At 63.8% G+C, this 26,346-nt stretch carries 17 protein-coding genes; 10 read left to right on the plus strand and 7 right to left on the minus strand.

Annotated features, from left to right (window positions below; all coding sequences use genetic code 11):
• Positions 1 to 35 precede the first annotated feature (35 nt).
• The 4 genes from SBI20_RS16090 to SBI20_RS16105 all read right to left on the minus strand — a co-directional run bounded on the left by SBI20_RS16090 (position 36) and on the right by SBI20_RS16105 (position 4,566).
• A complete protein-coding gene (locus tag SBI20_RS16090; RefSeq protein ID WP_317975964.1) occupies positions 36 to 2,273 on the minus strand; it encodes a phage/plasmid primase, P4 family in 2,238 nt (745 codons plus the stop codon).
• Entirely contained in the window at positions 2,270 to 2,464 is a 195-nt protein-coding gene (locus tag SBI20_RS16095; protein WP_317975965.1) for a helix-turn-helix transcriptional regulator, read from the minus strand. Before SBI20_RS16095 ends, SBI20_RS16090 begins: the two co-directional genes overlap by 4 nt.
• Before the next feature lie 76 nt (positions 2,465 to 2,540).
• Positions 2,541 to 3,137 carry a hypothetical protein gene (locus SBI20_RS16100; RefSeq protein ID WP_317975966.1) on the minus strand — a complete coding sequence of 199 codons (597 nt, stop codon included), beginning with the start codon at positions 3,135 to 3,137 and terminating at the stop codon, positions 2,541 to 2,543.
• A gap of 112 nt (positions 3,138 to 3,249) precedes the next feature.
• Positions 3,250 to 4,566: a tyrosine-type recombinase/integrase gene (locus SBI20_RS16105; RefSeq protein ID WP_317975967.1), complete on the minus strand. Its 1,317-nt coding sequence runs from the start codon at positions 4,564 to 4,566 to the stop codon at positions 3,250 to 3,252.
• A gap of 661 nt (positions 4,567 to 5,227) precedes the next feature.
• Between SBI20_RS16105 and SBI20_RS16110 the strand changes: the two genes are divergently transcribed.
• The 5 genes from SBI20_RS16110 (at position 5,228) to SBI20_RS16130 (ending at position 14,246) form a co-directional block, all read left to right on the plus strand.
• Entirely contained in the window at positions 5,228 to 7,621 is a 2,394-nt protein-coding gene (locus tag SBI20_RS16110) for a TonB-dependent receptor (protein WP_317975968.1), read from the plus strand.
• A gap of 346 nt (positions 7,622 to 7,967) precedes the next feature.
• Complete coding sequence (locus SBI20_RS16115; protein ID WP_317975969.1) at positions 7,968 to 10,208, plus strand: TonB-dependent receptor; 2,241 nt, start codon at positions 7,968 to 7,970, stop codon at positions 10,206 to 10,208.
• A 128-nt stretch (positions 10,209 to 10,336) separates the two neighbouring features.
• The gene (locus tag SBI20_RS16120) at positions 10,337 to 11,536 is read left to right on the plus strand and encodes a nucleoside hydrolase (protein WP_317975970.1); all 1,200 of its coding nucleotides are present in this window, start codon (positions 10,337 to 10,339) and stop codon (positions 11,534 to 11,536) included.
• 200 nt (positions 11,537 to 11,736) lie between these two features.
• Positions 11,737 to 13,587, plus strand: a complete 1,851-nt coding sequence (locus tag SBI20_RS16125) for a cation:proton antiporter (protein WP_317975971.1) — start codon at positions 11,737 to 11,739, stop codon at positions 13,585 to 13,587.
• Complete coding sequence (locus SBI20_RS16130) at positions 13,584 to 14,246, plus strand: OmpA family protein (RefSeq protein ID WP_317975972.1); 663 nt, start codon at positions 13,584 to 13,586, stop codon at positions 14,244 to 14,246. Before SBI20_RS16125 ends, SBI20_RS16130 begins: the two co-directional genes overlap by 4 nt.
• A gap of 37 nt (positions 14,247 to 14,283) precedes the next feature.
• On the opposite strand, the gene SBI20_RS16135 is transcribed toward SBI20_RS16130, so the two are convergent.
• Positions 14,284 to 15,081, minus strand: a complete 798-nt coding sequence (locus tag SBI20_RS16135) for a S1/P1 nuclease (protein ID WP_317975973.1) — start codon at positions 15,079 to 15,081, stop codon at positions 14,284 to 14,286.
• A gap of 781 nt (positions 15,082 to 15,862) precedes the next feature.
• Here SBI20_RS16135 and SBI20_RS16140 point away from each other — a divergent pair.
• Positions 15,863 to 17,257, plus strand: coding sequence for a carbohydrate porin (locus SBI20_RS16140; RefSeq protein ID WP_317975974.1), 1,395 nt, complete (start codon positions 15,863 to 15,865; stop codon positions 17,255 to 17,257).
• Positions 17,258 to 17,348: 91 nt separating this feature from the next.
• Positions 17,349 to 19,760 (plus strand): glucose/quinate/shikimate family membrane-bound PQQ-dependent dehydrogenase, encoded by a 2,412-nt coding sequence (locus SBI20_RS16145; protein WP_317975975.1) that lies wholly within the window; start codon positions 17,349 to 17,351, stop codon positions 19,758 to 19,760.
• 140 nt (positions 19,761 to 19,900) lie between these two features.
• On the opposite strand, the gene SBI20_RS16150 is transcribed toward SBI20_RS16145, so the two are convergent.
• The gene (locus tag SBI20_RS16150) at positions 19,901 to 20,593 is read right to left on the minus strand and encodes a TetR/AcrR family transcriptional regulator (RefSeq protein ID WP_317975976.1); all 693 of its coding nucleotides are present in this window, start codon (positions 20,591 to 20,593) and stop codon (positions 19,901 to 19,903) included.
• Positions 20,594 to 20,658: 65 nt separating this feature from the next.
• On the opposite strand from SBI20_RS16150, the gene SBI20_RS16155 reads away from it, so the two are divergent.
• Complete coding sequence (locus SBI20_RS16155) at positions 20,659 to 22,707, plus strand: NADH:flavin oxidoreductase (protein ID WP_317975977.1); 2,049 nt, start codon at positions 20,659 to 20,661, stop codon at positions 22,705 to 22,707.
• Positions 22,708 to 22,954: 247 nt separating this feature from the next.
• Here SBI20_RS16155 and SBI20_RS16160 read toward each other — a convergent pair whose 3' ends face one another.
• Complete coding sequence (locus SBI20_RS16160; RefSeq protein ID WP_317975978.1) at positions 22,955 to 23,827, minus strand: LysR substrate-binding domain-containing protein; 873 nt, start codon at positions 23,825 to 23,827, stop codon at positions 22,955 to 22,957.
• Positions 23,828 to 24,001: 174 nt separating this feature from the next.
• On the opposite strand from SBI20_RS16160, the gene SBI20_RS16165 reads away from it, so the two are divergent.
• Complete coding sequence (locus SBI20_RS16165; protein ID WP_317975979.1) at positions 24,002 to 25,252, plus strand: aromatic ring-hydroxylating oxygenase subunit alpha; 1,251 nt, start codon at positions 24,002 to 24,004, stop codon at positions 25,250 to 25,252.
• Positions 25,242 to 26,336, plus strand: coding sequence for an FAD-binding oxidoreductase (locus SBI20_RS16170; protein ID WP_317975980.1), 1,095 nt, complete (start codon positions 25,242 to 25,244; stop codon positions 26,334 to 26,336). The genes SBI20_RS16165 and SBI20_RS16170 overlap by 11 nt, the downstream gene beginning before the upstream one ends.
• The last annotated feature ends 10 nt before the right edge of the window (positions 26,337 to 26,346 follow it).

Genomic DNA, 26,346 nt, shown 5'->3' on the forward strand with positions numbered 1-26,346 from the left:
TTAGGGCGTCACCCCGTCACAGCGTCATTAAGTAATTAAAACAGCGGCTTGATACGCAAGCCCACCAGCCCGCGCTTGCGCGAAGTGCGCTTGTCCGTCACGCCCGCAACCGTCGACTGCAGCCGCTCCGAGAAGGAACTTACATTGGGCAGGCGGTCGCGCATATAGCCTTCGCTAACCGCCCAATTGCAAAACGCCTCATAGGCCACACTGGTCGCCACCCAATGTCCCGGTGCGGCTTCGATGCCAATTTCGATCCACGCCTGCACAGCATCCGCCTTGCACACCCATTCACGCAAGGCGCTCTTGCTGGACTGCGGCTCGCTGAAGGCGCGGTTGCGGATCACCCGCGAGGCGCCGGCCACCGCCCATGCCAGCAACAAGTCGGCCTCCTCGGCCCCGATGCGCTTGCCGATGTGCTCGACGCGCTCGGCCTTGGGCACGGTGTGGTTGAACGGGACCACCAAGAGGCGGCGCTGCACGCCACGGTCCATCCCGCCCTTGTAAGGCGGCAGAACATTCGTGGCGAACATATGCTGCGCGTGCGGGCAGAACTCGATGCAACTCTTGTAAACATCGCGCCCGTTGACCTGCTCGCCCGTGATGATGGTCTTGAAGGTGTCCGAGGCGATGGCGGCGCCAGACAATTCATCCGTGGCATTGAGCAGCTTGCCCGCCAGCCCGACGACATAGCGCTCGTCGCTCATCTTGGCCGCCGTGATGGCGCTCACCGCACTGGGCGGCAAAAGCCCGCGCATCAGGTCCAGAATCTGGCTCTTCCCGTTCTCGGCGGTCATGCCATACAAGATCACAGCCTTCGGCTCGCGCAGTTCCGTGGCATAGCCCAGCGCCGAAACGCCCGCGATTTCGGCCAAGAGGTTGATCTTGTCTGCCGCGTCTTCGTCACCGGCAAAGGAGCCAGTCAGGAGACGGTCGAGCAGACTGCCAGAAGGCACACCACCACTCATGCCAGCCGCCCAGCAACCGGGCAACGTATGGCGTGCGCGGTCGTTCGGCGCATGGGGGCGCTGTGACGGCTGGCCATCAGCATCAAAGGTGATGAAGCCAGACGCGCAGTTGATTCCCATGACGGGGTTTTCGAAGAAGTCGGGCACGGCACACATCATCTGCAATTCGTGCAAGATGGATTCGATCTTTTTGGTGCCCAGCTTCAACAGGGTCGGGCGTTCATTTCCCACCTCTGCGCCGTCGAAGTGCTGGACACCGCGCCACAACTCAGTCCTGCTGAGCACCTGCCAGCGGGTTTCCCGGTAATGCCAGAACTCGCCTTCGGCATGCACGAGGGTACCCAAATGCCGCTTCAGCAAGGAATGCAAGACCTGTGCGACTTCAACCTCCGACCCAGCTTCGAAAATGGTAAGGCGACCTTCCCGTGACAAGAAGTCTTCCACCGAAATCGAGGCCGCGCTGGCCGGTGACGCAGGAGGCGTATCGTCGCTGCTTTCGATCAACTTCTCAAGCGTGGCGCGGTCATTACCCTCGATAGCCAGCCAATCGCTGACATCGCCCTTTTCGGGCAAATCAGGCAAATGCACAATGCGGACAGACGCAGCGATGCCCGAAAGCTTGTAGGCGACCACATTGGCATGGCGGCGGCCAGCATCATCGTTATCAGGCAGCAAGACGACAGTCTTATCGCGCAGCATTTCACTGTAATTGTCCTGCCACTTGCCAGCTCCGCCGGGGTTGCAGGTGGCAACGAAGCCCAGCGCGGTCAGATTATCGACGTCCTTCTCGCCCTCCACGATCAAGACCACGCAATTAGCCTGCGCCACACTCTGCGCCTTGTAGAGGGTGCGGTGCTCGGCGCTGACGGCCTTGATCCACTGGCCGGGGTGGTCGGGATCAGGGCGGCGCTGGCTGAAGCCCTTGGGTTCATAGCGCAAAACCTGCATCTTCAGTTCGCCGGTCCAGTGATCAAAATAATCGTAAGTCTTAGCGAGCTTGCCGCGCTGCCCCTTGGGAGCGGTCGCCTTCCGGTTATCATTGGCGCCCTCGGCATAGCCGCCAGCCGAGCGAGGGCGGTGCTTAGGGGCCGCTTCGGGCCAGAGGTTGCGTGCCTTCAGTTCGCCGATGACGTCGCGGGGGGCGCAGCCTGCATGGCAATGGACAAGCACGCGGCCTTCCTTGCCATCCGTGACGGACAACGAAGCGGTCTGGTCGTCGTGAACAGGGCACTTGCAAGCATAGCCACTGCCCGAAGCGCGATAGTTGCGGTCCAGCCCTTGGGCGATCTTGAGAGCGTTGATCATGCTGCGCGCTCCTCGCTGGTGGAGCGGGTGGTGCGGCTTTCCAGCCAAGTCTCAAGGTCGCACTGGCGGTAACGGACAGCGCCACCAAGCTTCACATACACAGGGCCATCGCCCTTAACGCGGAAGCGGTTCATGGTCGGCTGGCTGAGCTTCAGCAGCTTGGCGGCTTCTTCAGTAGTCAAAACATTCATAGGTTTGTCACCTCATCGTTTGCGGTGACAAAACAATTAGGCTGACAAAAAATCCCGACGAAATTGCTTATCGGGATTATTCTGCGGATGCTTTCCGTGGTCTCCCGCGCCGAGCGTCAGGGCGTGCTACTTTCCATGCCTGCTCAAAGATGTCTCGCTTGGGGCAGGCCTCGCCCATTGCTACTTTGTATTGCTTCCACGCTATCTTGCTGTTTTGTTCGGGCGAGGCGCGCACCCATTCGACGACTGCCTCGAATGCCACTGGAGGTTGACTGGCTTTCGCACGCTCTCCCGCTTTGCGTGGTTGGTATTGGGATGCTTCAGGGAAGGTGTCCAAAAATGCGCGCTCATCAAACCGCATCGCACGGTAATGCAGGGCATATGTTTCTTCGCGAAAGGCGATGTCCCCCTCGTCGTCGACTGTTTCCATTCGGTGCGTGACATGCAGCCGAAATGAGCCAGCCGCGAGGTTGGGCGCCCCAATGACCACCTTCCAGTTCTCGTCTTCTGTGCGACCCACCGCCACACACAGATTTCGTCGCAGCGTGTCGAGGCGCATAGCGTCAAGGTCTTGATATTCCTCGGGCATCGCCGTGCCGATGCCGTTGATGGAATACCCTTCGGTTCTTTCTTTGCCAGAAATAGCGTGGCTCGGTAGCTCGTCGATCAACATCGCAAGGGTTGCCTGCTCTGTCATTTCAGCCCCCAAGCGCTGCCTTGCCTCTTGAGGGGTGATTACGCGACAAGGAGCGCTTTCATTCGTCATTTCTGTCAAGCTTTCCAACTCAGTCTTCAGCAGTGATTGCAGCCAGATGGTCTGCCCAGCGGCTCAATGCATCGCGCTTTTCGTCTTTCCAATCGTGAAGCTGGTAAATGCCCGCAACGCCGCTTTTCGCGCCGCTCACGTGGTTCAGCACAGCTTCGGTCACTTCAAAGCGGACACCCAGCCTCTGCAGGCCCGTGGCAAGGGTTCGCCGCAGATCATGCACCCGCCAAGGCGCGACTTGGGCGCCCCCCTTGCACGGCAAGGCAAGGGCTTCGTCGATGGCCTCCTTGGCCTGTGAATAGCAGCTCAAAGCATGGGTGCCTTTCACCGAAACGACAGGCCCTGCCTTGGGCCATTTGGCAGCATCCGGCTTGGGAGAAGCCATGCGGATTTGATGGGCCAACGCCAGCGCATCCAGTTCGGCAATCACGGCTGGCACGAGGGGCACCATATGCGCGACCTCGTTTTTGACGTCCTTTGATTGCTTCGTCCAAGTGGCTTCGGCGCGGTTGAGTTGCGACCAGTTCATGCTGGCCACTTCATCGCGGCGCTGTCCTGTCAGCATCAGTAAGCGGAAATAGGCGCCGAATGGCTCTCGCAAGGTCAGCGCTGCTTTCCAGACCCGCGCCAGTTCTGCATCGACCAAAACCCTATCGCGCGCCTTCACGCCTTTGGGCTTGAGCATGCTGGGCACGATATTGTCTTCGATGTCACCCCGCTCGAACGCCCAGCGCCAGAGGATCGACGCATAGGCAAAGACCTGCTGTCGGCTGGCTCGTTGCCCGGCTGGGACCGCATCGAAGGCGGCCTGCAGTTCCTGCTTGGTGATGCGGGGCATCGGGCGCCCCTTCAATTTCGGGATCAGGTATTTGCGCATTGACACCTTGGCTTGGCCGACACTGCTGGCCCGGTGATCCAGCTCGTATTCCTCCAGCCAGCGTTCGGCGACCTTCTCGAACTCAAGCTCGTTCTCAAGGCGCGCTTTCTCGTCCGCCTCGCGCCTTGCACGATCCTTCTGTGCCTCTGCGTCGAGCTTGGCCTGCCTCGGGTCAATCCCGGCATCCACCATGGCAGCCAGCTCTTTGGCACGCGCACGCGCTTGATCAGGCGTCAGATTGCCATGGCGGCCAATGGTGAATTTCTTGGGGGCGGTTTTGTCCGCCATGCCCGCACGTGCGACGCGATACTGGAAGATGTAGGTCTTGGCTCCGGCTGGCGTGACCTTCAGGCCGAACCCTTTGACGGTTTCCTTTCCACCATCATCCCAAACAACATACTCGGCGGTGCCGGGTTTAGCCGCGTCTACTGTGCGCTTGGTTATGGGGGCCTTGGCCATAATCTCACCTGATGCCTGCGGTTGCTCTAGGCATCAGATAGGCATCAGGTCGTTTCCAATCAACGATAAGTTGCGATAAGTGGAGATATAAATTATCCAATTAAATCAGCGATTGTTATTTCCAGAGGTGGTAAATTCGCCACATATCCTATAATTCGTAATGATGGGGTCACGTGTTCGAGTCACGTAAGCGGCACCAGGGCTTCTTCCCAAAACATCTCGATACATTGGCTTTGCTGGATTTTCGGTCGGTTTTATCTTCCGGGCGTTCCTGCTTTGCGCCATGATTTCGTGCCGCTTTTCACATCAGATGGGGCATTCCCGGAGGAAACGGTAGTCTGGCAAAAGGCGCTGTCGCTAAATGTCCCGCCGGGGCCGGCCTCGCCCACCCAGGTGATCGGCGTGCCGGTGCGCGCTGCCAGCGCAATGGCTGCATTCCGGGCCGTTTTTGAGGGGGTGACTGGCCGGAGAGGAGGAAGCCTGATGGAGAATTCCATAAGCTGGCTCTCGCTGCATGATTAGAAAAATTGATATTTGTTTGCCGGATTGTTTCCCTGTGTTTTTGGGGTGTGGTGCAAAAAAAACATGTGAAATGAATTGCATCATTTCCAAGGTGAGGTTGTGTCCCGCACTGGGGCGCAAAGAACATGAGGGAAAGCAAATGGTACGAAAGGTACTCGTGGGCTGGCAGGCTTCTTATGCCGTCCTGGCCGCTTTGGCGGTTGCCCCCACGGTGGCGATGGCTGCCGACAATGCTGGCGGGGCTGCGCAGTCTGAGTCTTCTCCTGCGGCGTCCGAGGTACAGGCTTCCGACGATGGCGGTGTCGTCATCTCCGTCCTCGGCCGGAAGGCGGTTCATGCCACGAAAGTTTCGATTGGCCGCGTCCTGATCGACGACCTGCCTTCGGGGGCCAACCCGATGGCGGCGATCAGCGTTTCGCCGGGCGTTTCGTTCCAGTCGGCCGACCCTCAGGGCATCAGCACTTGGGCCAGCCAGATCTTCATCCACGGCTTCGACCAGCGCGCGGTGGGCATGACGCTCGACGAAATGCCGCTGGGCGAGATGACCTATCGCAACTACAACGGGTTGAGCCCGATGCAGGCGGTGACTTCGGAAAATGTCGCGGGTGTCGACATGGTCCAGTCGGCGGGCGCCGAATCGGTGGCCGCGACCAACAACCTGGGCGGCGCGCTCACTTATACCAGCCTCGATCCCAGCCACGTGATGGGCGCCAGCGTCACGCAAGGGTTCGGCAGCTATTCGAACTTCCACACGTTCGTGCGCCTCGACAGCGGCGATCTCAACAGCACCGGCACGCGGTTCTATGCGTCCTACATGCGCAACACGCAGGACAAGTGGAAGAGCGGCGGCGGTTCGACCGCGCAGCAGGTCAATTTCAAGATCGTCCAGCCGCTCGGCAGCGACAGTTCGCTGACCGCCTTCTTCAACTGGAACGACCTCCACGAGCTGGTCTATCAGGACATGTCGCCTGATATTCTCAACACGCTGGGCAACAACATCGACTATTACTACAACGGCAAGGCCAGCGGGTACATCGCGGCCTACAATGCCGCCCAGGGCATTTTCCCGGCCGGGTACGAAAAGCTCAAGGCGCCGCTCGACGCCTCCTACTATGACGGCGCGACCAACCAGAGCGACGTGATGGGCTACCTCAAGGCCGATATCGCGGTGACCGACCGCCTGCGCTGGGTGACGACGGCCTATGGCCATGGCGAGGAATCGCAGACGACCTGGACCTCGCCCTATTTCGGTTCGCCGGGCGGATCGCTGCTGAGCGAACTGGTCAAGGAACCCTCGATCCGTCGTTTCGGCGTCGTTTCGCGCGTGTCCTATGAGGTCGCCAAGCACCATCTGGGCATGGGCGTCTGGTATGAAAACAACCATTACCGCTCGCCGATGAACGCCTATGCCCTGCCGGCGGTGGTCAACGGGGTGATCCAGGGCGGGGTGCTCAACCCTCTCGACCGCTTCGTCAATCCGTTCGCCAACATCTTCGACCAGACCTACAATACCAACACGTTCACCGCCTTTGTGCAGGATGACTATCATCCCGTGCACAACCTGACGCTGCACGCCGGTTTCAAGTCGATCCTGAGCACGACGAGCGTGGACAAGGGCTATCTGAACCAGGGCTATTATGGCGCCATCGGCAATATCGCGAGCGGGGTCAGCCTGACCACGGCCGAGGCGTTCCTGCCGCACTTCGGCGCGGACTGGACGTTCCTGGGCCATCATGAACTGTTCTTCGACATCTCGAAGAACGCGCGCACTTATGCGCAGTCGGGCTTCAAGCTGTCGTCTTCGCCGTTTGCGGTGACGCAGGCCGCGTTCGACCAGATGAGCGGTTCGATCAAGCCCGAGACCGACTGGACTTATGCGGTCGGCTATCGCTATGGCTCGAAGCTGTTCGACGTGTCGATCTATGCCTATCACACCGACTTCTCGAACCGTCTCCAGCAGATCACTTCGGGTTCGTCGATCAACCCGGTCTCGACCGTCGCGAACGTGGGCGGCGTGACGATGAACGGCGTGGAAGGCCTGCTGTCGGTCCGTCCGCTCACCGGCCTGTCGATCACCAACAGCATCAGCTACAACCACGGTGTCTACAACGACAACATCGTCGACCAGAACGGCGTGCACCAGATCAAGGGCAAGCAGGTCGTCAACTATCCGCGCCTGATGTACAAGGCGCGCGTGGGCTACGACATCGGCAAGCTCAGCTTCTATGTCGACGAGAGCCGCACCGGCTGGCGCAACTACGACTATCAGGGCCAATATCGCGTCCCCGGCTACTGGATGACCAACCTTGGCGTGCAGTGGCACATCCGCAAGCCCTCCGATGGCGAGACGTTTGCCCAGGTGTTCAAGGGCCTGACCCTGTCGTTCAACCTGAACAACGTCACCAACAAGACCTATGTCGCTACGATGGGCGAAGTCGGCAACCCGATGAGCGGGGCCGAAGCCTATACCTATCAGTCGATGATCCTGGGGATGCCGCGTTCGGCATTCGGAACGATCAAGGCCGATTTCTGATCTGACGGCAATCGGGATGGAGGCCGGGGCGACATTGCGGCGCCCCGGCCTCTTTTTTTTGTCCGGGCGACCCGCTGTTTTTATCGTGGCGATGCCTGCGATCCGGTGGTCGAGCAGGGCGATTTGTAGAAAAATATTAAAATAACGGGCTTTTCGATAATTTCACGCAAGGCTGGGCCGGAATGAAGCGATTCCTGGTGCAGGTGCGCCGGATAGCGGCTGTCCGGAAGGGTGGGGTGTGCGAATTTTTGTCGCACTTTGTTGTGAATCTTGTATTTGCTGCAACACAACATTGTCTCTATGAGCGCCCCCTTCCAAGAAACGACAAGCACCTTCAGGGGGGTCTGTGAAATTTACGAATCTGCGCTGGCCGATGACCGTCTCGGCCATCGCCATCATGTCTGCCGTTTCCGTTCCGGCTTTTGCCGAAGAAGCCGCTGCCCAGGCTGATGCCCCGGCAACGGAAGCTGCGAGCGATGCCAGCACTGGCGGCGGCATCGTCGTGACCGCCACGCGCCGTTCCGAGCGCGCGATCAATGTTCCCATCGCGGTCTCGTCGCTCTCGGGCGAGAAGCTCGACGTGCTCAATTCGAGCGGTCAGGACATTCGCTTCCTCGCCTCGCGCGTGCCCAGCCTCCAGATCGAATCCTCGTTTGGCCGCACTTTCCCGCGCTTCTACATCCGTGGCCTTGGCAACACCGACTTCAGCGCCGACGCGGCCCAGCCGGTTTCGGTCGTCTACGACAACGTCGCGCTCGAAAGCCCGATGCTCAAGGCCTTCCCGGTCTTCGACCTTGAAAACGTCGAAGTGCTCAAGGGGCCGCAGGGCACGCTGTTTGGTCGCAACACGCCGGCCGGTGTGGTCAAGCTGACCTCTAAGCGCCCGACCGAAGACCTCAACGGCCATATCAGCGCCTCGTGGGGCAGCTTCAACACCGCCAACATCGAGGCCGCCATCGGCGCGCCGATCACCGACCACTTGCGCTTCCGCGTGGCCGGCCTGCTTCAGCGTCGCGACAACTGGGTCAAGAACGACTATACGCAGACGATCAATTCGAAGAACTTCGAAGGCTATCGCGACTTTGCCGGTCGCTTCATGCTCGAATACGAGAACGGCCCGCTCGACCTCCTGCTGAACGTCCATGGCCGTTCGCTGCGCGGCACCGCGCGCCTGTTCCGCGGCAACGCGATCCAGAAGGGCACCAACGATCTGGTTCCGGGCTACGACATCGGACACACCGCCCAGAACGGCGACAACCCGCAGTCGCTCGACAGCTGGGGCATCAACCTTCAGGGCAGCTATGCCTTCGGCGGCGTCGGCACCCTCTACTCGATCACGGCCTGGGAACGCGCCGACGTGTTCTCGCGTGGCGACATCGACGGGTCCTATCCGGGCGCCGTGCCGTTCCAGGTCCAGACCGGTGGCGATACCTCGCCCAAGGAATTCTCGCAGGAAGTGCGCTTCGCCTCTGAAAAGTTCGGCGATGTCAGCTTCCAGGCCGGGGCCTACTACTTCAACCAGAACCTCGACAATGGCAGCGGCTCGTGGAACAACGCGAACGTCTATGCGCCGACCAGCGTCATGCATCTCGACAACGAGACTTATGCGTTCTTCGGTTCGGGCGAATATACGCCGACCAGTTCGCTGATCCTGCGCGCGGGCGTGCGCTGGTCGCATGATCGCCGTCACAGCATCCTCGTCGATGGCGCCGACATCAACGCGCGCGGTCCGGGCATCGGCGTGTCGACCGGCCATGTCGCGGGTTCCAACTGGTCGTGGGATGGCAGCGCCACCTACAAGATCTCGTCGTCGAGCAGCGTCTATGGCCGCGTGGCTTCGGGCTATCTGGGGGCGGCGCTCAAGAACGATACCCAGTCGGGTGTCGCCACGGTGGCCCGTCCGCAGACGACGACTTCGTATGAAATCGGCTTCAAGAGCGAACAGCCCGGCTTGTTCAACTTCTCGATCGACGCCTATTTCTCGAACACGCACAATATCCAGCTGACCGCCGTGGGCGGGGGCTCGAACGTCACCCAGCTCATGAATGCGCGCAAGGCCATCGGCTATGGCGTGGAAACCGAACTGACGGCGACCCCGATCGAGCATCTCCAGCTTACGCTGGGCGGCAGCTACAACTTCACCCAGCTGCGCGACAAGAACCTGTTTGTCGCCCCGTGCGGCAGCAACTGCACGGTCCTCGACCCGCTGGTCTCGGTCAATGGAACGCGGCTGGCCTCGATCGATGGCAACCGTCTGCCCCAGGCGCCGCGCTGGATCGGCAATGCGACGCTCAGCTATGCCGTGCCGCTGACCGAAACCACCGAAGTCTTCGCCTATACCGACTGGGCCTATCGCTCGAAGGTGAACTTCTTCCTCTATCAGGCGGTTGAATTCACCGGGAAGGCCTCGGTCGAAGGCGGTCTGCGCGTCGGCTATCGCGACAAGGCGCGTGGCTATGAAGTGGCCGCCTTTGCCCGCAACATCACCAACCAGGTGCGGATCGTGGGCGCGATCGACTTCAACAACCTGACCGCGATGCTGAACGAACCGCGCATCTTCGGCGGCGAAATCAGCTTCCACTTCTGATAGTCTGCGGGGCGCCGGTGATCCGGTGCCCCGTTTTTTCTTCCCCGGCCTGCCGGCATGCCCGGTTTCCCTCCGTTCGGGCATGCGCTTTTGGTGGCAGGTCTCCCGTCCAACGAGCGGAACAGCCCTTGACCTATTCGTCCCCCGCCTCTTCCTCCCCCACCTTCTCCCGCCGCCTTCGGGCTGGTTTCCTTGCGCTTGGCGCCCTGGCCGCGATGGGCCAGGCTCAGGCCCGGACCCCAGCTCCGGCCCAGAAAGAGACGGGCAAGACTGCTCCTGCCAAGGCGGAACAGGCGAACGCGCGCCAGATGGTCATCATCGATGACGAAGGCACCTCGCTGATGCACATCGCGCTGCTGGCCTCGCCGAAGATCGACGTGGTCGGGGTGACGAGCGTGAGCGGCAATATCTGGGCGACGCGCGGCGCGGCGATGCAGTTGCGCATGCTGGAGCTGATGGGCAAGGACAAGGTTCCCGTGGCCCAGGGCGCGCTCTATCCGCTGCTCAACACCGAGGAAAAGACCCGGCGCTGGGAAGCCCTCTATGGCAAGCTGACGTGGAAGGGCGTGTGGATGAAGGAGTGGGTGGAGCCCACCCAGCAATCGACCCCGCCCTATCGCACCCCGCAGGATGTCAGCGACATTCCCGGCGGCGCGCCCAAGGGCCATGTTCTGGCCGAGGCGGCGGCCAACTTCATGATCCGCATGGTCCACAAGTATCCGGGCCAGATCACGATCGTCGAGGGCGGCCCGATGACCAACCTTGCGCTGGCCCAGCGCCTCGACCCCGAGTTCGCCAGCCTTGCCAAGGGGCTGATCTACATGGGCGGCAGCTTCAATCCCCGGCAGGTGCTCGACAACCGCTCGGCTGCCGACTTTGCGCGCGAATTTGCCAATTCGCCCCGCCGTGAATTCAACATCCGCTTCGATCCTGAATCAGCCAGCATCACCTCGCACGCGCCGTGGAAGTCGATCACCGTGGTTCCCGTCGATCCCTCGACCGCAACCCAGTTGACCCCCGACCTGCTCGCACGCGTGGCCAAGGTGGCCCCGGCCGGGATCAGGCAGGTGGTTTCCGGGTTCGAGCCGGGCTTCCCGCTGTGGGACGAGATCGTTGCGGCGGTGCTGATCGATCCTTCGGTCGTGACCCGCTCGGAACAGCTCTATGTCGATTATGACAGCCAGTTCGGCGCGACCTATGGCGACACGCTTTCGTGGCGCGAGCATTACCAGCCGGGGCTGGGCGAGCAGAAGGCGACCGTGATCCTCTCGGTCGATCCCGGAAAGGTCGACGATACGCTCGTCGATGCGGTTTCCAGGGCCCGGTAAGGTCCGTCCGGCCTGTGTTTTCGATCCCCAGGCCGATACCCTCGGGATGATCCTGCAAGGAGAGGCGCTCTGACGGTGCCTCTCCTTGTCTGATTCCGGGGGGATCGTCGGGCGCAAACCGCGCGGGCACAGGGGGCCGGGATAGAAATGCGGCGCGCTGCGTTGGGACAGGCAGGTGCTCCTCGTTTTTTCTGAAGGTCATGCAGCAACAGGCTCTTGTTTTCGCTCTGATCGGTATTCTTGGTATCGGCGCGCAGTGGATCGCGTGGCGCACCGGATGGCCGGCTATCGCCCTCATGCTCGTGGCGGGCGTTGTTGCCGGGCCGGTCACCGGGCTGGTCATTCCCGACCAGACATTTGGCGCCATGCTCAAGCCGATGATCTCCATCGCGGTGGCGCTGATCCTCTTTGAAGGGGGGCTCAGCCTCAATTTCCGCGAGTTGCGCAAGACCGAAGGCGCGGTGACGCGCCTGATGCTGATCGGCATTCCGGTCGGCTGGGGGCTGGGCACGCTGGCGTGCTATTATATCGCCGGGCTGGTCTGGCCGGTGGCCACGCTGTTTGCGGGCATTCTGGTGGTCACCGGGCCCACGGTGGTGATCCCGCTGCTGCGCCAGAGCAATGTGGCTGCGCGCCCGCGCACGATCCTCAAGTGGGAAGCCATCGTCAACGATCCCATCGGCGCGCTGTGCGCGGTGGTCACCTATGAATGTCTGCGCCGCACGGGCGAGGGGGCGACGGTGGTTGCTGTTGTCGGCTCGCTGCTGGCGGCGGCGGTGGTGGCCGGGCTCATGGGCTATCTGGCGGCGCTGGCAATCGCCTGGGCTTTCCCGCGCGGCCATGTGCCCGAATATCTCAAGGCGCCGGTCCTGCTGGTGGCGGTCGTGGGCACGTTCGTGCTCTCCAATCTCATCGAGCAGGAAACCGGCCTTCTGGCCGTGACGGTGATGGGCGTGGCGATTGCCAACATGCGCCTCGACAGCCTGCGCGACATTCATCCGTTCAAGGAGAACATCACGGTCCTGCTCATTTCGGGCGTGTTCGTGCTGCTCTCGGCCTCGCTCGATTTCGGGGTTCTGCGCCATTTCGAGTGGCGCTTTCTGGCCTATCTTCTGGCGGTGCTGTTCCTCGTGCGTCCGGCCACGGTGCTGGTCAGCCTGGCCTTCAGCAAGATCCCCTGGAACGAGCGCCTGCTGGTGGCGTGGATCGCGCCGCGCGGGGTCGTGGCCGTGGCGATCTCGGGGCTTTTCGCGCTGCGGCTCGACCAGCTCGGCTATGGCGACGGCAGCATTCTGGTGGCGCTTTCGTTCTCGGTGGTGGTCGCCACGATCATCGCGCATGGTTTCAGCATCCGTTTCGTTGCGCGCTGGCTGGGGGTGCAGGGCCCGCCGCGCAAGGGGTTGCTGATCGTGGGCAGCACTTCGTGGAGCCTGTCGCTGGCAGACCAGTTGCGCCAGCTCGACGTGCCGGTGATGATCGTCGACACCAGCTGGCCGCGCCTCTCGCTTGCGCGTCAGGCGGGCATTGCCACCTACCATGGCGAAATTCTGGCCGAGGCGACCGAGGAACGCCTCGAACTCGGCCAGTTTCAGGTGCTCGTCGCCACGACCGACAGCGAGGCCTACAACGCCCTCGTGTGCAGCGAGTTCGCACCCGAATTCGGGCGCGATGCGGTCTACCAGCTGGGCGGCTCGGGCGACGACGAGGATCATCGCAGCCTGCCCGAAGCCCTGCGCGGGCGCGCGATGTTCGCCTCGGGCGCCGGAGTGGCCGAGATTCTCGAACGCGAGCGTCTGGGCTGGACCTTCCGCAAGACAAGGCTGAGCGACCAGTTCGACTTTGCCGATGCGCAGGCCGCGCTGCCCGATCAGAGCGACATGCTGTTCGTGCTGCGCAAGGACGGGCGGATCGTGTTCTTCACCCATGCCTCGCGTCCCACGCCGCAGGCGGGCGACACGATCATTTCCTATGGCCCCTCGCGCCACGAGGAACCCGAAGCCGCGCGTGGCGCTGTCAGGAACAGGAATGAGCAAAGGGAGGTGATGTCGTGAGACGCGCGTCGATCATCGCGTTTTCGGTTCTTCTGGCCACGCTGGGCGGCTGCAACAGACCCGGCCCGGACAAGCCCGGTCAGGATGCCTCCGCGCAGGCTTCGGATCAGGCCGATGACGGGCAGGGGGAAGGCGAGGGCGGGGCCAGTTCTGCTGCCGGTCAGTCTGCTTCAGGCGAACCGGCGCCCGAGCCGAAAAAGTCGATCATCCGCCCCGAGGTCGACGCCGGGCCGACGCAGGCCCCGGTGCTGCTGCCGGTGCATCTCGTCGTGCCCTGGCCGGCCAGGGCTGTCCGGCTCGACGATGCCGGCCGGGCGCTGATCGATGGCCTGCTGGGCGATCCGACGTTTCAGGCCGGGGGCCCGGTCACGATCTGGGGGCACAGCGATTCCCATGGCACGGACAGCGCAAATCTGGCCTCCTCGCGCCAGCGCGCCCTGGCGGCGCGGGCCTATCTGATCGCAAAGGGGGTGAACCCGGCGCGGATCACGGTTGTCGCCATGGGCGAGGCCAGCCCGCTGGTGCCCAACCGCCGCCGCGACGGCACCGACGATCCCGACGCGCGCGCGAAGAACCGCCGGGTCGAGATCGAGGCCGTCGCACCCCTTCCGGCGGCGCCGCCTGCTGCCCCGAACGGGAAACAGGCCGGACCTGCATAAGCTCCGGCCTGCTTTCGCGCCCCGATCCGGTGCGCCCTCAGGGACGGGGCGGGGGCGCGCTTTCAAAGATCCGGTTGAGCGTTGCCGCGATGCGCACCCCGGCCTGTTCGAGCCTTTGATCGACTTCCCCGCGATGCTGGTAGGCATAGTCCCAGCTCAGCGCCGGGTCGGTGGGGTAGATCGTCTTGCGCAGGGCCACGCTCTCGTGAATCCACACGTTCGGGTCGGTCTGGTTCCAGGCGATCACCTCCTGCGGGGTGATCGCGCGGGACAGCCAGTGCGCATATTCGGAATAGGACAGCCCGCGCTGTTCGATCAGCGCCGAATCCCAGATCGAATGCAGATTGGTCGGTTTGCCGAACCAGCTGACCGAGACGGTATTGCCCCCCCGATCATCGCCCGCGCCGGCATGGAGCGGCTGGTGCAGGTCGCCCACGATGTGAACCACGAAGCGCAGTGCCATGCGCTGTTCGTCGGGCGAGGCCTTGGGATCGCGCAGCACGGCGGAAAAATGCGCCAGCGCGGTGACCGCGTCGCCTGCGGGCGGGGCGTCCGAAGTCTGGTAGTCGTCGCCCTTGACCGTGACATAGTGCCAGGGGCTGGCGGTCTTCTGCCAGAACGGATCGGGGGCCGAGCGCATGTCGTCGGGCCAGGTGGCGGCCTGGGCGAGGTCTTCATTGCCCAGCAGCAGGCGCACCCGCGCGCGGGCCAGGCCGCTCAGGTTCTCGTCGGCGATGGCGCCGGTGATGCGATGGCCGATGGGCCCCCAGGCATGGGCCGGGGACGACAGGCAGAGCGAAGCGGCGATGAAGCCGGACAGGGCGGGTTTGCGCATGGCTCCATTTCATAATGCAGATGACGCGGCGGGAAAGCCCGTTGACGCGAAAGAGCGCATGTCCGGTGGCGACAGGTGTCGCACGGCCGGGAACGGTTCGGGGCTGGACACCCGGTGAGCAGTCTGGTTCAATAGTCGGACTGAAACCGGTGCCGGAATCATGTATGGCAGCGCAGTCAATAAAAAGGGAGAAAATTCGTATGCAGTCGTAAGGCATACCTATGCGGTTGCCGTGATCTGCCGAATTTTAGATGCTAGCGGCAGGACAGCTCAACGGAACTATCGAAAAACGTGGTTCTCGGCAGCATGTCCGGTCTTGCCGGAACGAGGGGGTCTGCACAACGTGACAAGTTGTCTCACCCCCCTTTGTTCGGCCATGACTGACAGCGTTGTCTGGAATTGTGTCGATAAACTCCGACAATGGGTAATTTGGGAGAACGGGCAACGAACCTGAGGCTGACATGTTCGACTTTCCCGGTTCCGGGCGTTTTTCCGGGGCGGGAGCGGGCAGGGGATGGGCTTTCCGGCGACATGGGCCGCTCGTGACCGGGCGGATTGGTCTCATGTCGACCACGCTTTTCCAGACTGGTCGATGAGCGGGCACGAGGCTGTGGGGCTGTTGACCCCAAACGGGGCATTCGGGCGGTGCGAGGGTTCGCCAGAACCGCCCCCGGATGCGTCTGAAGGCAAGATGGGAGGCTGGCGCCGGGGGATCTGCAAGATCCGAAAACGCCAGCATGATCAATAACATAAACAGATATGATGGTGAAAAATGAAAAAGATGAATCATTTTGCAGGGTCGGTTTGCGCTGTCATTGCCACCACGCTCATGCTGCCCGGCGCGGCCTGGGCCGATGCGCCTGCCGCTGATGCGGCCAGCCCCGTCGTGGCACCTTCGGCCGAACCGGTTTCTGGTGGGAGAGAGCCTGCTGTCACGTCGCTGCCCGGTGGCCTGGTCCGCAAGACCTATGATGGCATTCTGGGCGACTGGGGCGGCCTGCGCGAGAAGCTCGATGATGCCGGCGTCGGCCTGACGGTCGCCTATGGCAACGAATTTGCCGCCAATGTCGCGGGTGGTGCGCGCAAGGATGCCACTGCGGTCGGCCAGCTGGTGCTCGGCACCGATCTCGACATGGACAAGATCGCGGGGATCCACGGCGGGTCGTTCCACGGCAAGATCACCTATCGCCATGGCCCCAACCTGGGGGACAAGGCCGGTCTCGAAACCCTTCAGCTGGTGCAGGAAGTCTGGGGGCGCGGCCAGACCTGGCGCGTGACCGAAGCCTATTACCAGCAGCAGATCGGCGCCTCGCTCGATGTGAAGATCGGCCGCATGACCATGGGCTCGGACTTCGAGCAGATGGGCTGCGAGTTCCAGAACCTGAGCTTCTGCGGCGCGGCTGTCGGCAACCTCGTGGGCGATTACTGGTACAACTGGCCGATCAGCCAGTGGGCGCTGGTCGCCAATTACAAGCACAAGTCGTGGTATGTGAAGGCCGCCGTGTTCGAGGCCAACCGTCACAGCCTCGACAACAATTTCGCCTTCAACCACGGTGGCGCCGATGGCGTGACGGTCCCGGTCGAAGCGGGCTGGACCCCGCGTCTGGGTTCGCGCGGGCTGCCCGGTGTCTACAAGATCGGTGCCTGGTACAACTCGCAGCGCGCCGATGACGTGCTGCTGGGTGTCGACGGCCAGCCGGTCGGCGCGCGCGACATCGACCCGATGGCGCGTCGGGGCCGCTATGGTGGCTACATCGCCATCCGCCAGCAGATCACCGGTTCCTACACGAAGGACCCGCTGACCGGCGCGATGGTGACCCGTGGCGTGAGCGTGCAGTTCAACCTGACCCAGACCGACCGCCGCACCGCGCGCACCGACAACCAGCTGACGGCCGGGCTGCTCTGGTCGGCGCCGTTCTCGGCCCGTCCGCACGATGAACTGGGCTGGGCGATCGGCCGCACCAATGTGAACAGCCGGGCGGCCTATGGCGAGCAACTGGCTTCGCCGACCGGGCGCCATGCCGACGCGGAGTACCTGACCGAGTTCTACTACGGGGTCCACATCTACCCCGGCGTGATGCTCAAGCCCAACATCCAGTACATCGTCAATCCCGGCGGATACCACACCAACAAGGACGTCGTGATCCTTGGGATGAAGAGTTCTTTCGCGCTGTAAGTATCTGATCCGAAGCTATCGTTTCGGAGCGGGCTCTAAAATCTCGGGGAGGGGATTTTATTAATTCTAATGGAAGCAAGGGGTAATTAAAATGTCCTCCCCCACAATTCAGGACCCTCTCCCAGGAAAGGGAGCGGGTCTTCCCCTCAGGCTGGCATCGATACTGGTCCTGCTTGTCGCCATTCCGCTCGTTCTGGGCGGTGGCTGGCTGGTCGCGCTGGGCGGCTCGGCCTATTACGTGATCACCGGCGTCGTGCTGCTGGTCAATGCCGTGCTGCTCTGGCGTTCGTGCAAGTGGGCCTATCCGCTGTTTGCCGCCGTGATCCTGGGCACGATGGTCTGGGCGATCGGCGAAGCGGGCATCGATTTCTGGCGCCTTGCCCCGCGTGGTGACGTGCTCGTTCCGCTTGGCATCGTGCTGCTGCTGCCCTGGGTCGTGCGCGCCCATGCGGCGGGCCGTGCGCCGATGCGCTGGCCGCTGGTGGTCGCGCTGGTTGCTGCGGTGGGCACGCTGGCCTGCTCTTTGACTGCCGATCGCGTTTCGATCAACGGCAGCCTGCCGGGCGCGCCGGGTGCGGTCGATCTGGCCGACGGCATCTCGCCCGAGGACTGGACCGCCTATGGCCGCACCAATGCCGGCCTGCGCTTCTCGCCGCTGACCCAGATCAGCCCAGACAATGTCTCGAACCTCAAGGTCGCCTGGACCTTCCGCACCGGCGACCTGCCCGCGCTGGGCAAGGCCGATCCGGTCGAATCCACGTTCGAGGTGACCCCGATCAAGGTCGGCAATCTGGTCTACCTGTGCTCGGCCCACCAGATCGCTTTCGCGCTTGATGCCGCCACCGGCAAGCAGGTGTGGAAGTTCGATCCCAAGCTGGTCGACGACAACAGCTTCCAGCACCTGACCTGCCGGGGCCTGTCGTATCACGAAAACGTCGCCAATGCTCTCGACACCACGGGCAAGCCCGCGCCTGCCGAGTGTGCAAAGCGCGTGATCCTGCCGACCAACGATGGCCGCGTGATCGCCCTCGACGCGCTGACCGGCAAGCTGTGCCACAGCTTTGGCGCCAACGGCACGATCGATCTCAACAAGCAGATCAATCTGGTACGTGGCGGCTTCTATGAAGTGACCTCGCCGCCGGTCGTCACCCGGAACATGATCATCGTCAACGGCGCGGTCATCGACAACTACTCGACCAACGAACCCTCGGGCGTGGTGCGGGGCTACGATGTCTACACCGGCCGTCTGGTCTGGGCATGGGATTCGGGCGCAAGGGATGAAAACCGCATCCCCGGTCCGAACGAAACCTATACCCGCAACTCGCCCAACTCGTGGATCACGGCCTCGGCCGACGAAAAGCTGGGCCTTGTCTACATACCGATGGGCGTGTCCTCGCCCGATATCTTCGGCGGCAACCGTTCGGCCCTGAACGAGCGCTATGCGACCTCGCTGGTCGCGCTCGACATCGCCACGGGCAAGCGCGTGTGGAACTACCAGACCGTGCACCACGACCTGTGGGACATGGACGTTCCCTCGCAGCCCACGCTGGCCGACATCCAGACCGCCCACGGCATCGTCCCGGCGATCTATGCCCCGGCCAAGACCGGCAACATCTTCGTGCTCGACCGCCGCACGGGCAAGCCGATCGTCCCGGCGCCCGAACGCGCCGTGCTGCAGGGGGGCGCGCCGGGTGAATGGCTGTCGAAGACCCAGCCGTTCTCCGAGCTGACGCTGCGTCCGGCCGAGAACCTGACCGACGCGAACATGTGGGGCGCCACCATGTTCGACCAGATGGCCTGCCGGATCATGTTCAAGCGCCTGCGCTATGATGGTCCGTTCACGCCGCCCTCGCTTCAGGGCACGCTGGTGTTCCCCGGCAATCTGGGCATGTTCGAATGGGGCGGCATCTCGATCGACCCCAGGCGCCAGATTGCTGTCGCCAACCCGATGAACATTCCGTTCGTCTCGCGCCTGATCCCGCGTGGCCCGGGCAACCCGGCCCAGCCCAACAATGCGCACCCGGCGGGTACGGAAACGGGCGTCCAGCCAATGTATGGCTCGCCCTATGGCGTGGAACTCAATGCGTTCCTCTCGCCGCTCGGCCTGCCTTGCATGCAGCCGCCCTGGGGTTATGTCACGGGGATCGACCTGAAGACCAACAAGGTCATCTGGAAGCACCGCGTGGGCACCACCCGTGACAACGGCGTTCCCCTGCCGCTCAGGATCGGCGTGCCGATGCTTGGTGGCACGATCACCACGGCGGGCGGCGTCTCGTTCCTCACGGCGACGCAGGACAACTTCATCCGCGGCTTCGACGTGACCACCGGCAAGATGCTGTGGGAATCCCGCCTGCCTGCGGGCGGCCAGTCGACCCCGATGACCTATGCCGTGAACGGAAAGCAGTTCGTGGTGACGGCGGCGGGCGGTCATGGCTCGTTCGGCACCAAAATCGGCGATTACATCATCGCCTATGCGCTGCCCGACCAGAAGACCGCGCACTGATGTGATGGCCCCGGCGTGTGGCGCAGGCTGCGCGTCGGGGCCTTGCAGGCAAAAAATGGAAAACCCCGATGGGCCTTGGTGGCGCATCGGGGTTTTTCGTGTCTGTCGCAGGCCTTCGCGCAAAGGCCTTTCCGGGGGACTCAGGAATAGTGGTGCCGGGCAAAGAACCGCGCGAGTTCACGCGGCTGGGCGGGCTTGCCGGTGAAGATTTCGACATAGTGGGCCACGCGCGGCATGCGCACGTTGGGCGCCTCGACCGTCTGCATGCTGATATAGCCGATCTGCGTCAGGTAGACGGTGCGCGCGCGGGCATCGGCCTCGGCGAGGGGATAGCCGAAGCGGGTGAACATCGCGGTGATCGCTTCGAGCCGCTGCTGGTCGGCGGCCTTGATCTCGGCGGCCACCTCCTCGCTCTGGAGCGCCCAGCTGCGCACCGCGAATTCGAAGCGGGTATCGAACAGCTCGGGATCGAGCCAGCAGTCGAACAGGTTGAGCGTGGCCTCGCCGATGGTCTCGGCATAGGCCGACGAGCGTTCGCGAATCGAGCCGGTGTTGCGGTCGCGCCAGCGTTCGAGAACCGCGTCGAGCAGCTCCTCGCGGTCTTCGAAGAACCAGTAGAAGCTCGTGCGCGAGAGCTTGAGCCGCTTGGACAGCGGCTGGATCATCACCGCGGCAACGCCCTGATCGAGCAGGAGTTCGCAGGCCGCATCGAGCCACAGCTCGCGCGAGCCGCGATTGGCCCCATCACGCGAATCGGGTTTGGCGGCCGCCTCCGTCCGCCTTGTCCGGGCGGCTTTGCGGACGGGTTCCGCTTCTTCCGATTGTACAACCATGACCATATCCTTGACGCATGTGAACATATGTGGTGTTCAGGGTGAAACCCAGCAAAGGCGCACCCATGTCGACCGATCCTCTGCTTCAACCCTATACGATCAAACATCTCACCTTGCGCAATCGCATTATTACGACGGCGCACGAACCGGCCTATTCGGAAGACGGGATTCCGACGCGGCGCTATGCGGCCTATCATATCGAGCGCGCGCGGGCCGGGATCGCCCTGACGATGACGGCCGGATCGGCCTCGACTTCGCTCGACAGCCCGCCGGTCTTTTCCAACCTCCTGATGTGGAAGGACGAGATCGTCCCCTGGCTGCGTGAGATGGCCGATGGCGTCCACGAGGCGGGCGCGGCGATCATGATCCAGCTTTCCCACCTCGGCCGCCGCACGCGCTGGGACAAGGCCGACTGGCTGCCCGTTGTCACCCCCTCGCTCGAACGCGAACCGGCCCACCGCGCGTTTCCCAAGCGGATCGAGGACTGGGACATGGAGCGGATCATCGCCGACTATGTCGCTGCGGCCCAGCGGGCAAAGGAAGCCGGGCTCGATGGCATCGAGTTCGAGGCCTACGGCCACCTGCTCGACCAGTTCTGGTCGCCGCTGACCAACGACCTGCCCGCGCCTTATGGCGGCTCGCTCGAAAACCGCATGCGCTTTGGCATGGACATGCTGGGGGCCGTGCGCGCGGCGGTGGGCCCTGACATGCTGCTGGGCGTGCGCTATTCGGTCGATGAGACGGTGCCGGGCGGCTATGACGAAGACGATGGCATGGCCATGTCGCGCGCGCTGGCCGCCTCGGGCCTCGTCGATTTCCTCAATGTCGTGCGCGGCAATATCGCCCACGACGCCGGGCTGACCGACATGATCCCGATCCAGGGCATGCGCAGCGCGCCCCACCTCGATGCCGCGCGCAAGGTGCGCGAGGAAACCGGCCTGCCGGTGTTCCATGCCGCCAAGATCCAGGACGTGGCCACTGCCCGCCATGCGGTGGAAAGCGGCGCGGTCGACCTGATCGGAATGACCCGCGCGCACATGGCCGACCCCCACATCGTGCGCAAGATCGTGGCCGGGCAGGAGCACACGATCCGTCCTTGCGTGGGCGCCAACTATTGCCTCGACCGCATCTATCAGGGCGGGGCAGCCTTTTGCATCCACAACCCGGCGACGGGCCGCGAACTGACGATGCCGCACGACATCGCGCCCGCGCCTGATCGCCGCAAGATCGTGATCGTCGGGGCCGGGCCTGCCGGTCTCGAAGCCGCGCGCGTCGCATCCGCGCGCGGCCACGATGTCGTCGTGTTCGAAGCCGCGGCCCACGCGGGCGGGCAGGTGCGCCTGACCGCGCAGAGCGAGCGCCGCCGCGAGATGATGCAGATCATCGACTGGCGCCTCGACCGCTGCGCCGAGCAGGGCGTGCGCTTTGCCTTCAACACCTGGGCGGATGCCGACACGGTTCTGGCCGAGCAGCCCGACGTGGTGATCGTGGCCACCGGCGGCATGGCCGACAGCGTGCCGCTCGAAACCGGGGGCGACCTCGTGGTGACGGCATGGGACGTGATCGCGGGCGACGTGAAGCCGGGCACGCGGGTTCTGGTCTACGACGACGCGGGCGATCACGTGGCGCTTCAGGCCGCCGAAATCGCCGCGAAGGCGGGCGCCAGTGTCGAGATCATGACCCCGGACCGCAGCTTTGCGCCTGAAGTCATGGCGATGAACCTCGTGCCCTACATGCGCTCGCTTCAGGCCCTCGATACGACGTTCACCGTCAGCTACACGCTCAGGGGCGTGACCCGTCAGGGCAATGGCCTGACCGCGCACCTGGGCAGCGACTATGGCCCCGTCGCGCGCAGCCGGGAGGTCGATCAGGTGGTCGTCAACCACGGCACCGTGCCGCTCGACGATCTCTATTTCGAACTCAAGCCGCTCTCCTCGAACCTCGGCGCGGTCGACTATGCCGCGCTGGTTGCGGGTGCGCGTCAGGACAGCTCCCCGCTGGCCTCGCGCGGGGTGGAAGGCGCCTTCGCGCTCTACCGGATCGGCGACGCGGTTTCCTCGCGCAATACCCATGCGGCGATCTATGATGCGCTGCGGCTGGTGAAGGATCTTTAAGAACAAGGGGGAGGGAAGGGGCCATTGCCCCTTCGACCCCGGAACTCCTGCGAATGTTGCGCAATGGGCGGATGTTCCGCCTCCATCTTGGCGTAGCCCTCTTCGTCATTCCCGCGCAGGCGGGAATCCAGAAAGCACAGGTCGTTGCTGGATTCCCGCCTGCGCGGGAATGACGAAAGGGTGAGGCGCAACACCGGCAGGAATTCCGGGGTCGAAGGGGCGATGGCCCCTTCCTTGTTCTTTTCTTTTACCCTTCCAGTTCCCCCGCCAGCCACTGCGCCACCATCTGCGCGACCGGATCGGACGCGCGCCGCCGGGGCAGCAGCACGGTATAGGTGCCATCGGGCCGGACCTCGCAGGGCCCCAGCCGCACGAGGCTGCCATCGGCGAGGAAGCGTTCGCACAGCACGCCCCAGCCCAGCGCCACGCCCTGACCGGCGCGCGCGGCTTCCAGAACATCGGTATAGGCGTTGAACAGCAGCGCGGGCGGGGCAATGGCCTGTCCGGGGCGGGCCCGCGCGAACCAGTCGGCCCAGGAATACCATTGCCGGTCGGTCACGTCGTTCTCGATAAGGTCGCTGGGCGCGGCAAGGAAGGCCTGCGGGTCGGCGATGCGCGCGGCAAAGGCGGGGGAGCAGACCGGCATGATCACGTCGCGGCGTCGCACAAGGGCGCGTCCGTCGTCGAACGGGGGGACGCCGAAGCGCACGACCACATCGGCCTCGCCCGCGTCGAGGCCGATCCGGCTGTCGCGGGCGAGCAGGCGGATCTTGGCCATGGGCACCGCCGCGCGGAAGGCGTTGAGGCGCGGCATCAGCCAGAGCGAGGAAAAGGCCAGCGTCGTGCCGATGGTGATCTCGCGCGGGCGGTCGCCCAGCCGCGCGGCATCGATGCTGCGGCCGATGGCGGTGAAGCTGTCGGCGAGCGAGGCGGTGAGCGCGAGGCAGGTCGGCGTGGGGTCGATCGCGCGGTGGCGGCGCACGAACAGCGACTGGCCCAGTTCGCCTTCGAGCGCGCCGATGTGGCGGCTGACGGCGGCCTGCGTCACGCCCAGTTCGGCGGCGGCGAGGGTCACGCTGCGATGGCGCGCGGTGGCTTCGAGCGCGAGCAGGGCGCTCATCGATGGAATATTCTTGCGAAAACGCGACATCGCGGGGCCCTGTTTGATGGCAGGGAGCAGTCTTGCCTTCCCATAACTTTTTCTCAAGCGAAGTTTGATTCTTTGTGCCGTTGAAGGCAGGCTGCACTTCCGTGACACATGGATTGCACGCCATTCTTGCGCGACGGAGAAACCATGGTCCCGCTTTCCCCTGCCATTCGCTCGCTGATCGACAGCCGCAAGCCGGGCCACAGCCTGCCCGGCGGGCTCTATACCCGTGACGACGTCTTTGCCGCCGACATGGAGATCTTCTTCCGTCGCAACTGGATCGCCATCGGCCTCGAATGCGACGTGCCCGAGCCGGGCGACGCGCATGTCGTCGAACTGGGCAAGAGCAGCCTGATCCTGCTGCGCGACGACGACAACACCGTGCGCGTGGTCCACAATGTGTGCCGCCATCGCGGCGCGCGCCTGCTCGACAAGGGCACGCACATCATCTCCAAGCTGGTGTGCCCCTATCATCAGTGGACTTACGAGCTTTCGGGCGAGCTGATGCATGCCCCGCACATGGGCGCCGGGTTCGATCGTTCGTGCCATTCGCTGCGCCCGGTCGCGCATGTGAACGTGGGCGGGCTGATCTATGCCTGCCTGTCGGACGATCCGCCGCAGGACGTTGCGCGTCTGGTCGAGACGATGACCCCGCGCCTTGCGCCCTACGACATCGCCAATGCCAAGATCGCCCACCAGTGCGACATCGTCGAGCGCGGCAACTGGAAGCTGACGATCGAGAACAACCGCGAATGCTACCACTGTCTGGGCAATCACCCGGAGCTGTGCCTGTCGTTCATCGACCTCGATTTCGGCTATGATCCGGCCACGCTCGCGCCCGAGGATCGCGCGCGGGCCGATGCCCACGAGGCGCGCTTTGCCAGCGTGACCGCGCAGTGGGAGGAAGCGGGCTATCCTTCGGCGGCGGTGCTGCCACAGGCCGATGGCGACACCAATTTCCGCACCCAGCGCCTGATGATGAACGGCGCGGGCGAAAGCCAGTCGCCCGATACCCGCGCGGCCTGCAAGCGCCTGCTCGGCACGATCGGCAGCACGGGGCTGGGCGACGTGCACTTGTGGGGCCACAACACCTGGAACCACTTCATGGGCGACCATGCGGTGATCGCCACGGTCATCCCGCTCGGCCCCGATGAAACACTGGTGCGCACCAAGTGGCTCGTCCACAAGGATGCGGTCGAAGGGGTGGACTATGATGTCGACCACCTGACCAGCGTGTGGACGGCAACGACGATGCAGGACGCCGGCCTTGTCGAGCGGTCGCATGCCGGGGTGGGCGATCCGGCCTATCTGCCCGGCCCCTATTCCACGTTTGCAGAGACCGAGCTGGAAAGCTTTGCAACGTGGTATCTCAACCAGTTGCGCAAGCATGGTGGTTGAGCGGATGAAGGACGGGATGGACCTGACCTGCGACCCTGCGGCCCGCTGGTGGGACCGCGAAACCGATGCCGATCTCGTGTGCCTCGCGGTCCACGACGAAACGCCCGACATTCGCACATTCACGTTCGCGGGCGCGCAGGGGCAGTCCTTCGCGCTGGAAGCCGGGCAATATTTCACGTTCGACGTGCCGCTGGAAAGCGGGGAAGGGGCCGCGACCGAGCCGCGCTGCTACTCGCTCTCGTCCTCGGCGCTGCGTCCGCGCACGATTGCGGTCAGCGTCAAGCGGGTGCCCGGCGGGCGCGTGTCGAACCGGCTCCACGAGGCCTTGCGCGTGGGGGACACGATCCGCGCGATGGGGCCTTCGGGCGCTTTTACGCTGCCCCGGCCCCTGCCCGAAAAGCTGCTGCTGCTTTCGGCGGGATCGGGGATCACCCCGATGATCGCCATGGCGCGCACCCTCGCCGATGCGGCGGCAAGGACCGACGTGGTGTTCTTCCATGCCGCGCGGAGCCTTGCCGATTTTGCCTTCGCGGCAGACTTGCAGGCGCTCGCGCGCGCCAATCCGCGCTTTCGCGTGATCTTCCTGCCCGAGGATGGCTCGGGCGGGCATTTCGGGCCGGTCGGGCGGATTTCGGCGGAACTGCTGGGCGCGCTCGTGCCCGATCTGGCCGCGCGCACGGTGCTGTGCTGTGGCCCGGCGCCGTTCATGGCGGCGGCGCGGGCCATCGGCGTGGCGGCGGGCGTGCCACAGGCGGCCTGGCTCGAAGAAAGCTTCGACCTCGCCCCGGTTGAGAGCACAGTGGACGATGCGCCGGCAAAGACCGGTTTTTCGGCCACCTTCAGCCGCCAGAACCGCACGATCACCGTGGGCGCTGATCAGACCCTGCTCTCTGCGGCGCGCGCGCAAGGGGTGGTGCTGCCGTCCTCGTGCGCCAATGGCCTGTGCGGGACATGCAAGGCCAGACTGGTGAGCGGCCAGGTGGCGATGGCGCACAATGGCGGCATCCGCCAGCGCGAGATTGACGCCGGGTTTATTCTGCCGTGCTGTGCGCGGCCTTTGACGGATGTGGTGATCGAACGATGAAGGAAGCCCG

It is taken from the genome of Novosphingobium sp. IK01 (genome assembly GCF_033242265.1).
In the GTDB taxonomy this organism is placed as follows: Bacteria; Pseudomonadota; Alphaproteobacteria; order Sphingomonadales; family Sphingomonadaceae; genus Novosphingobium; species Novosphingobium pituita.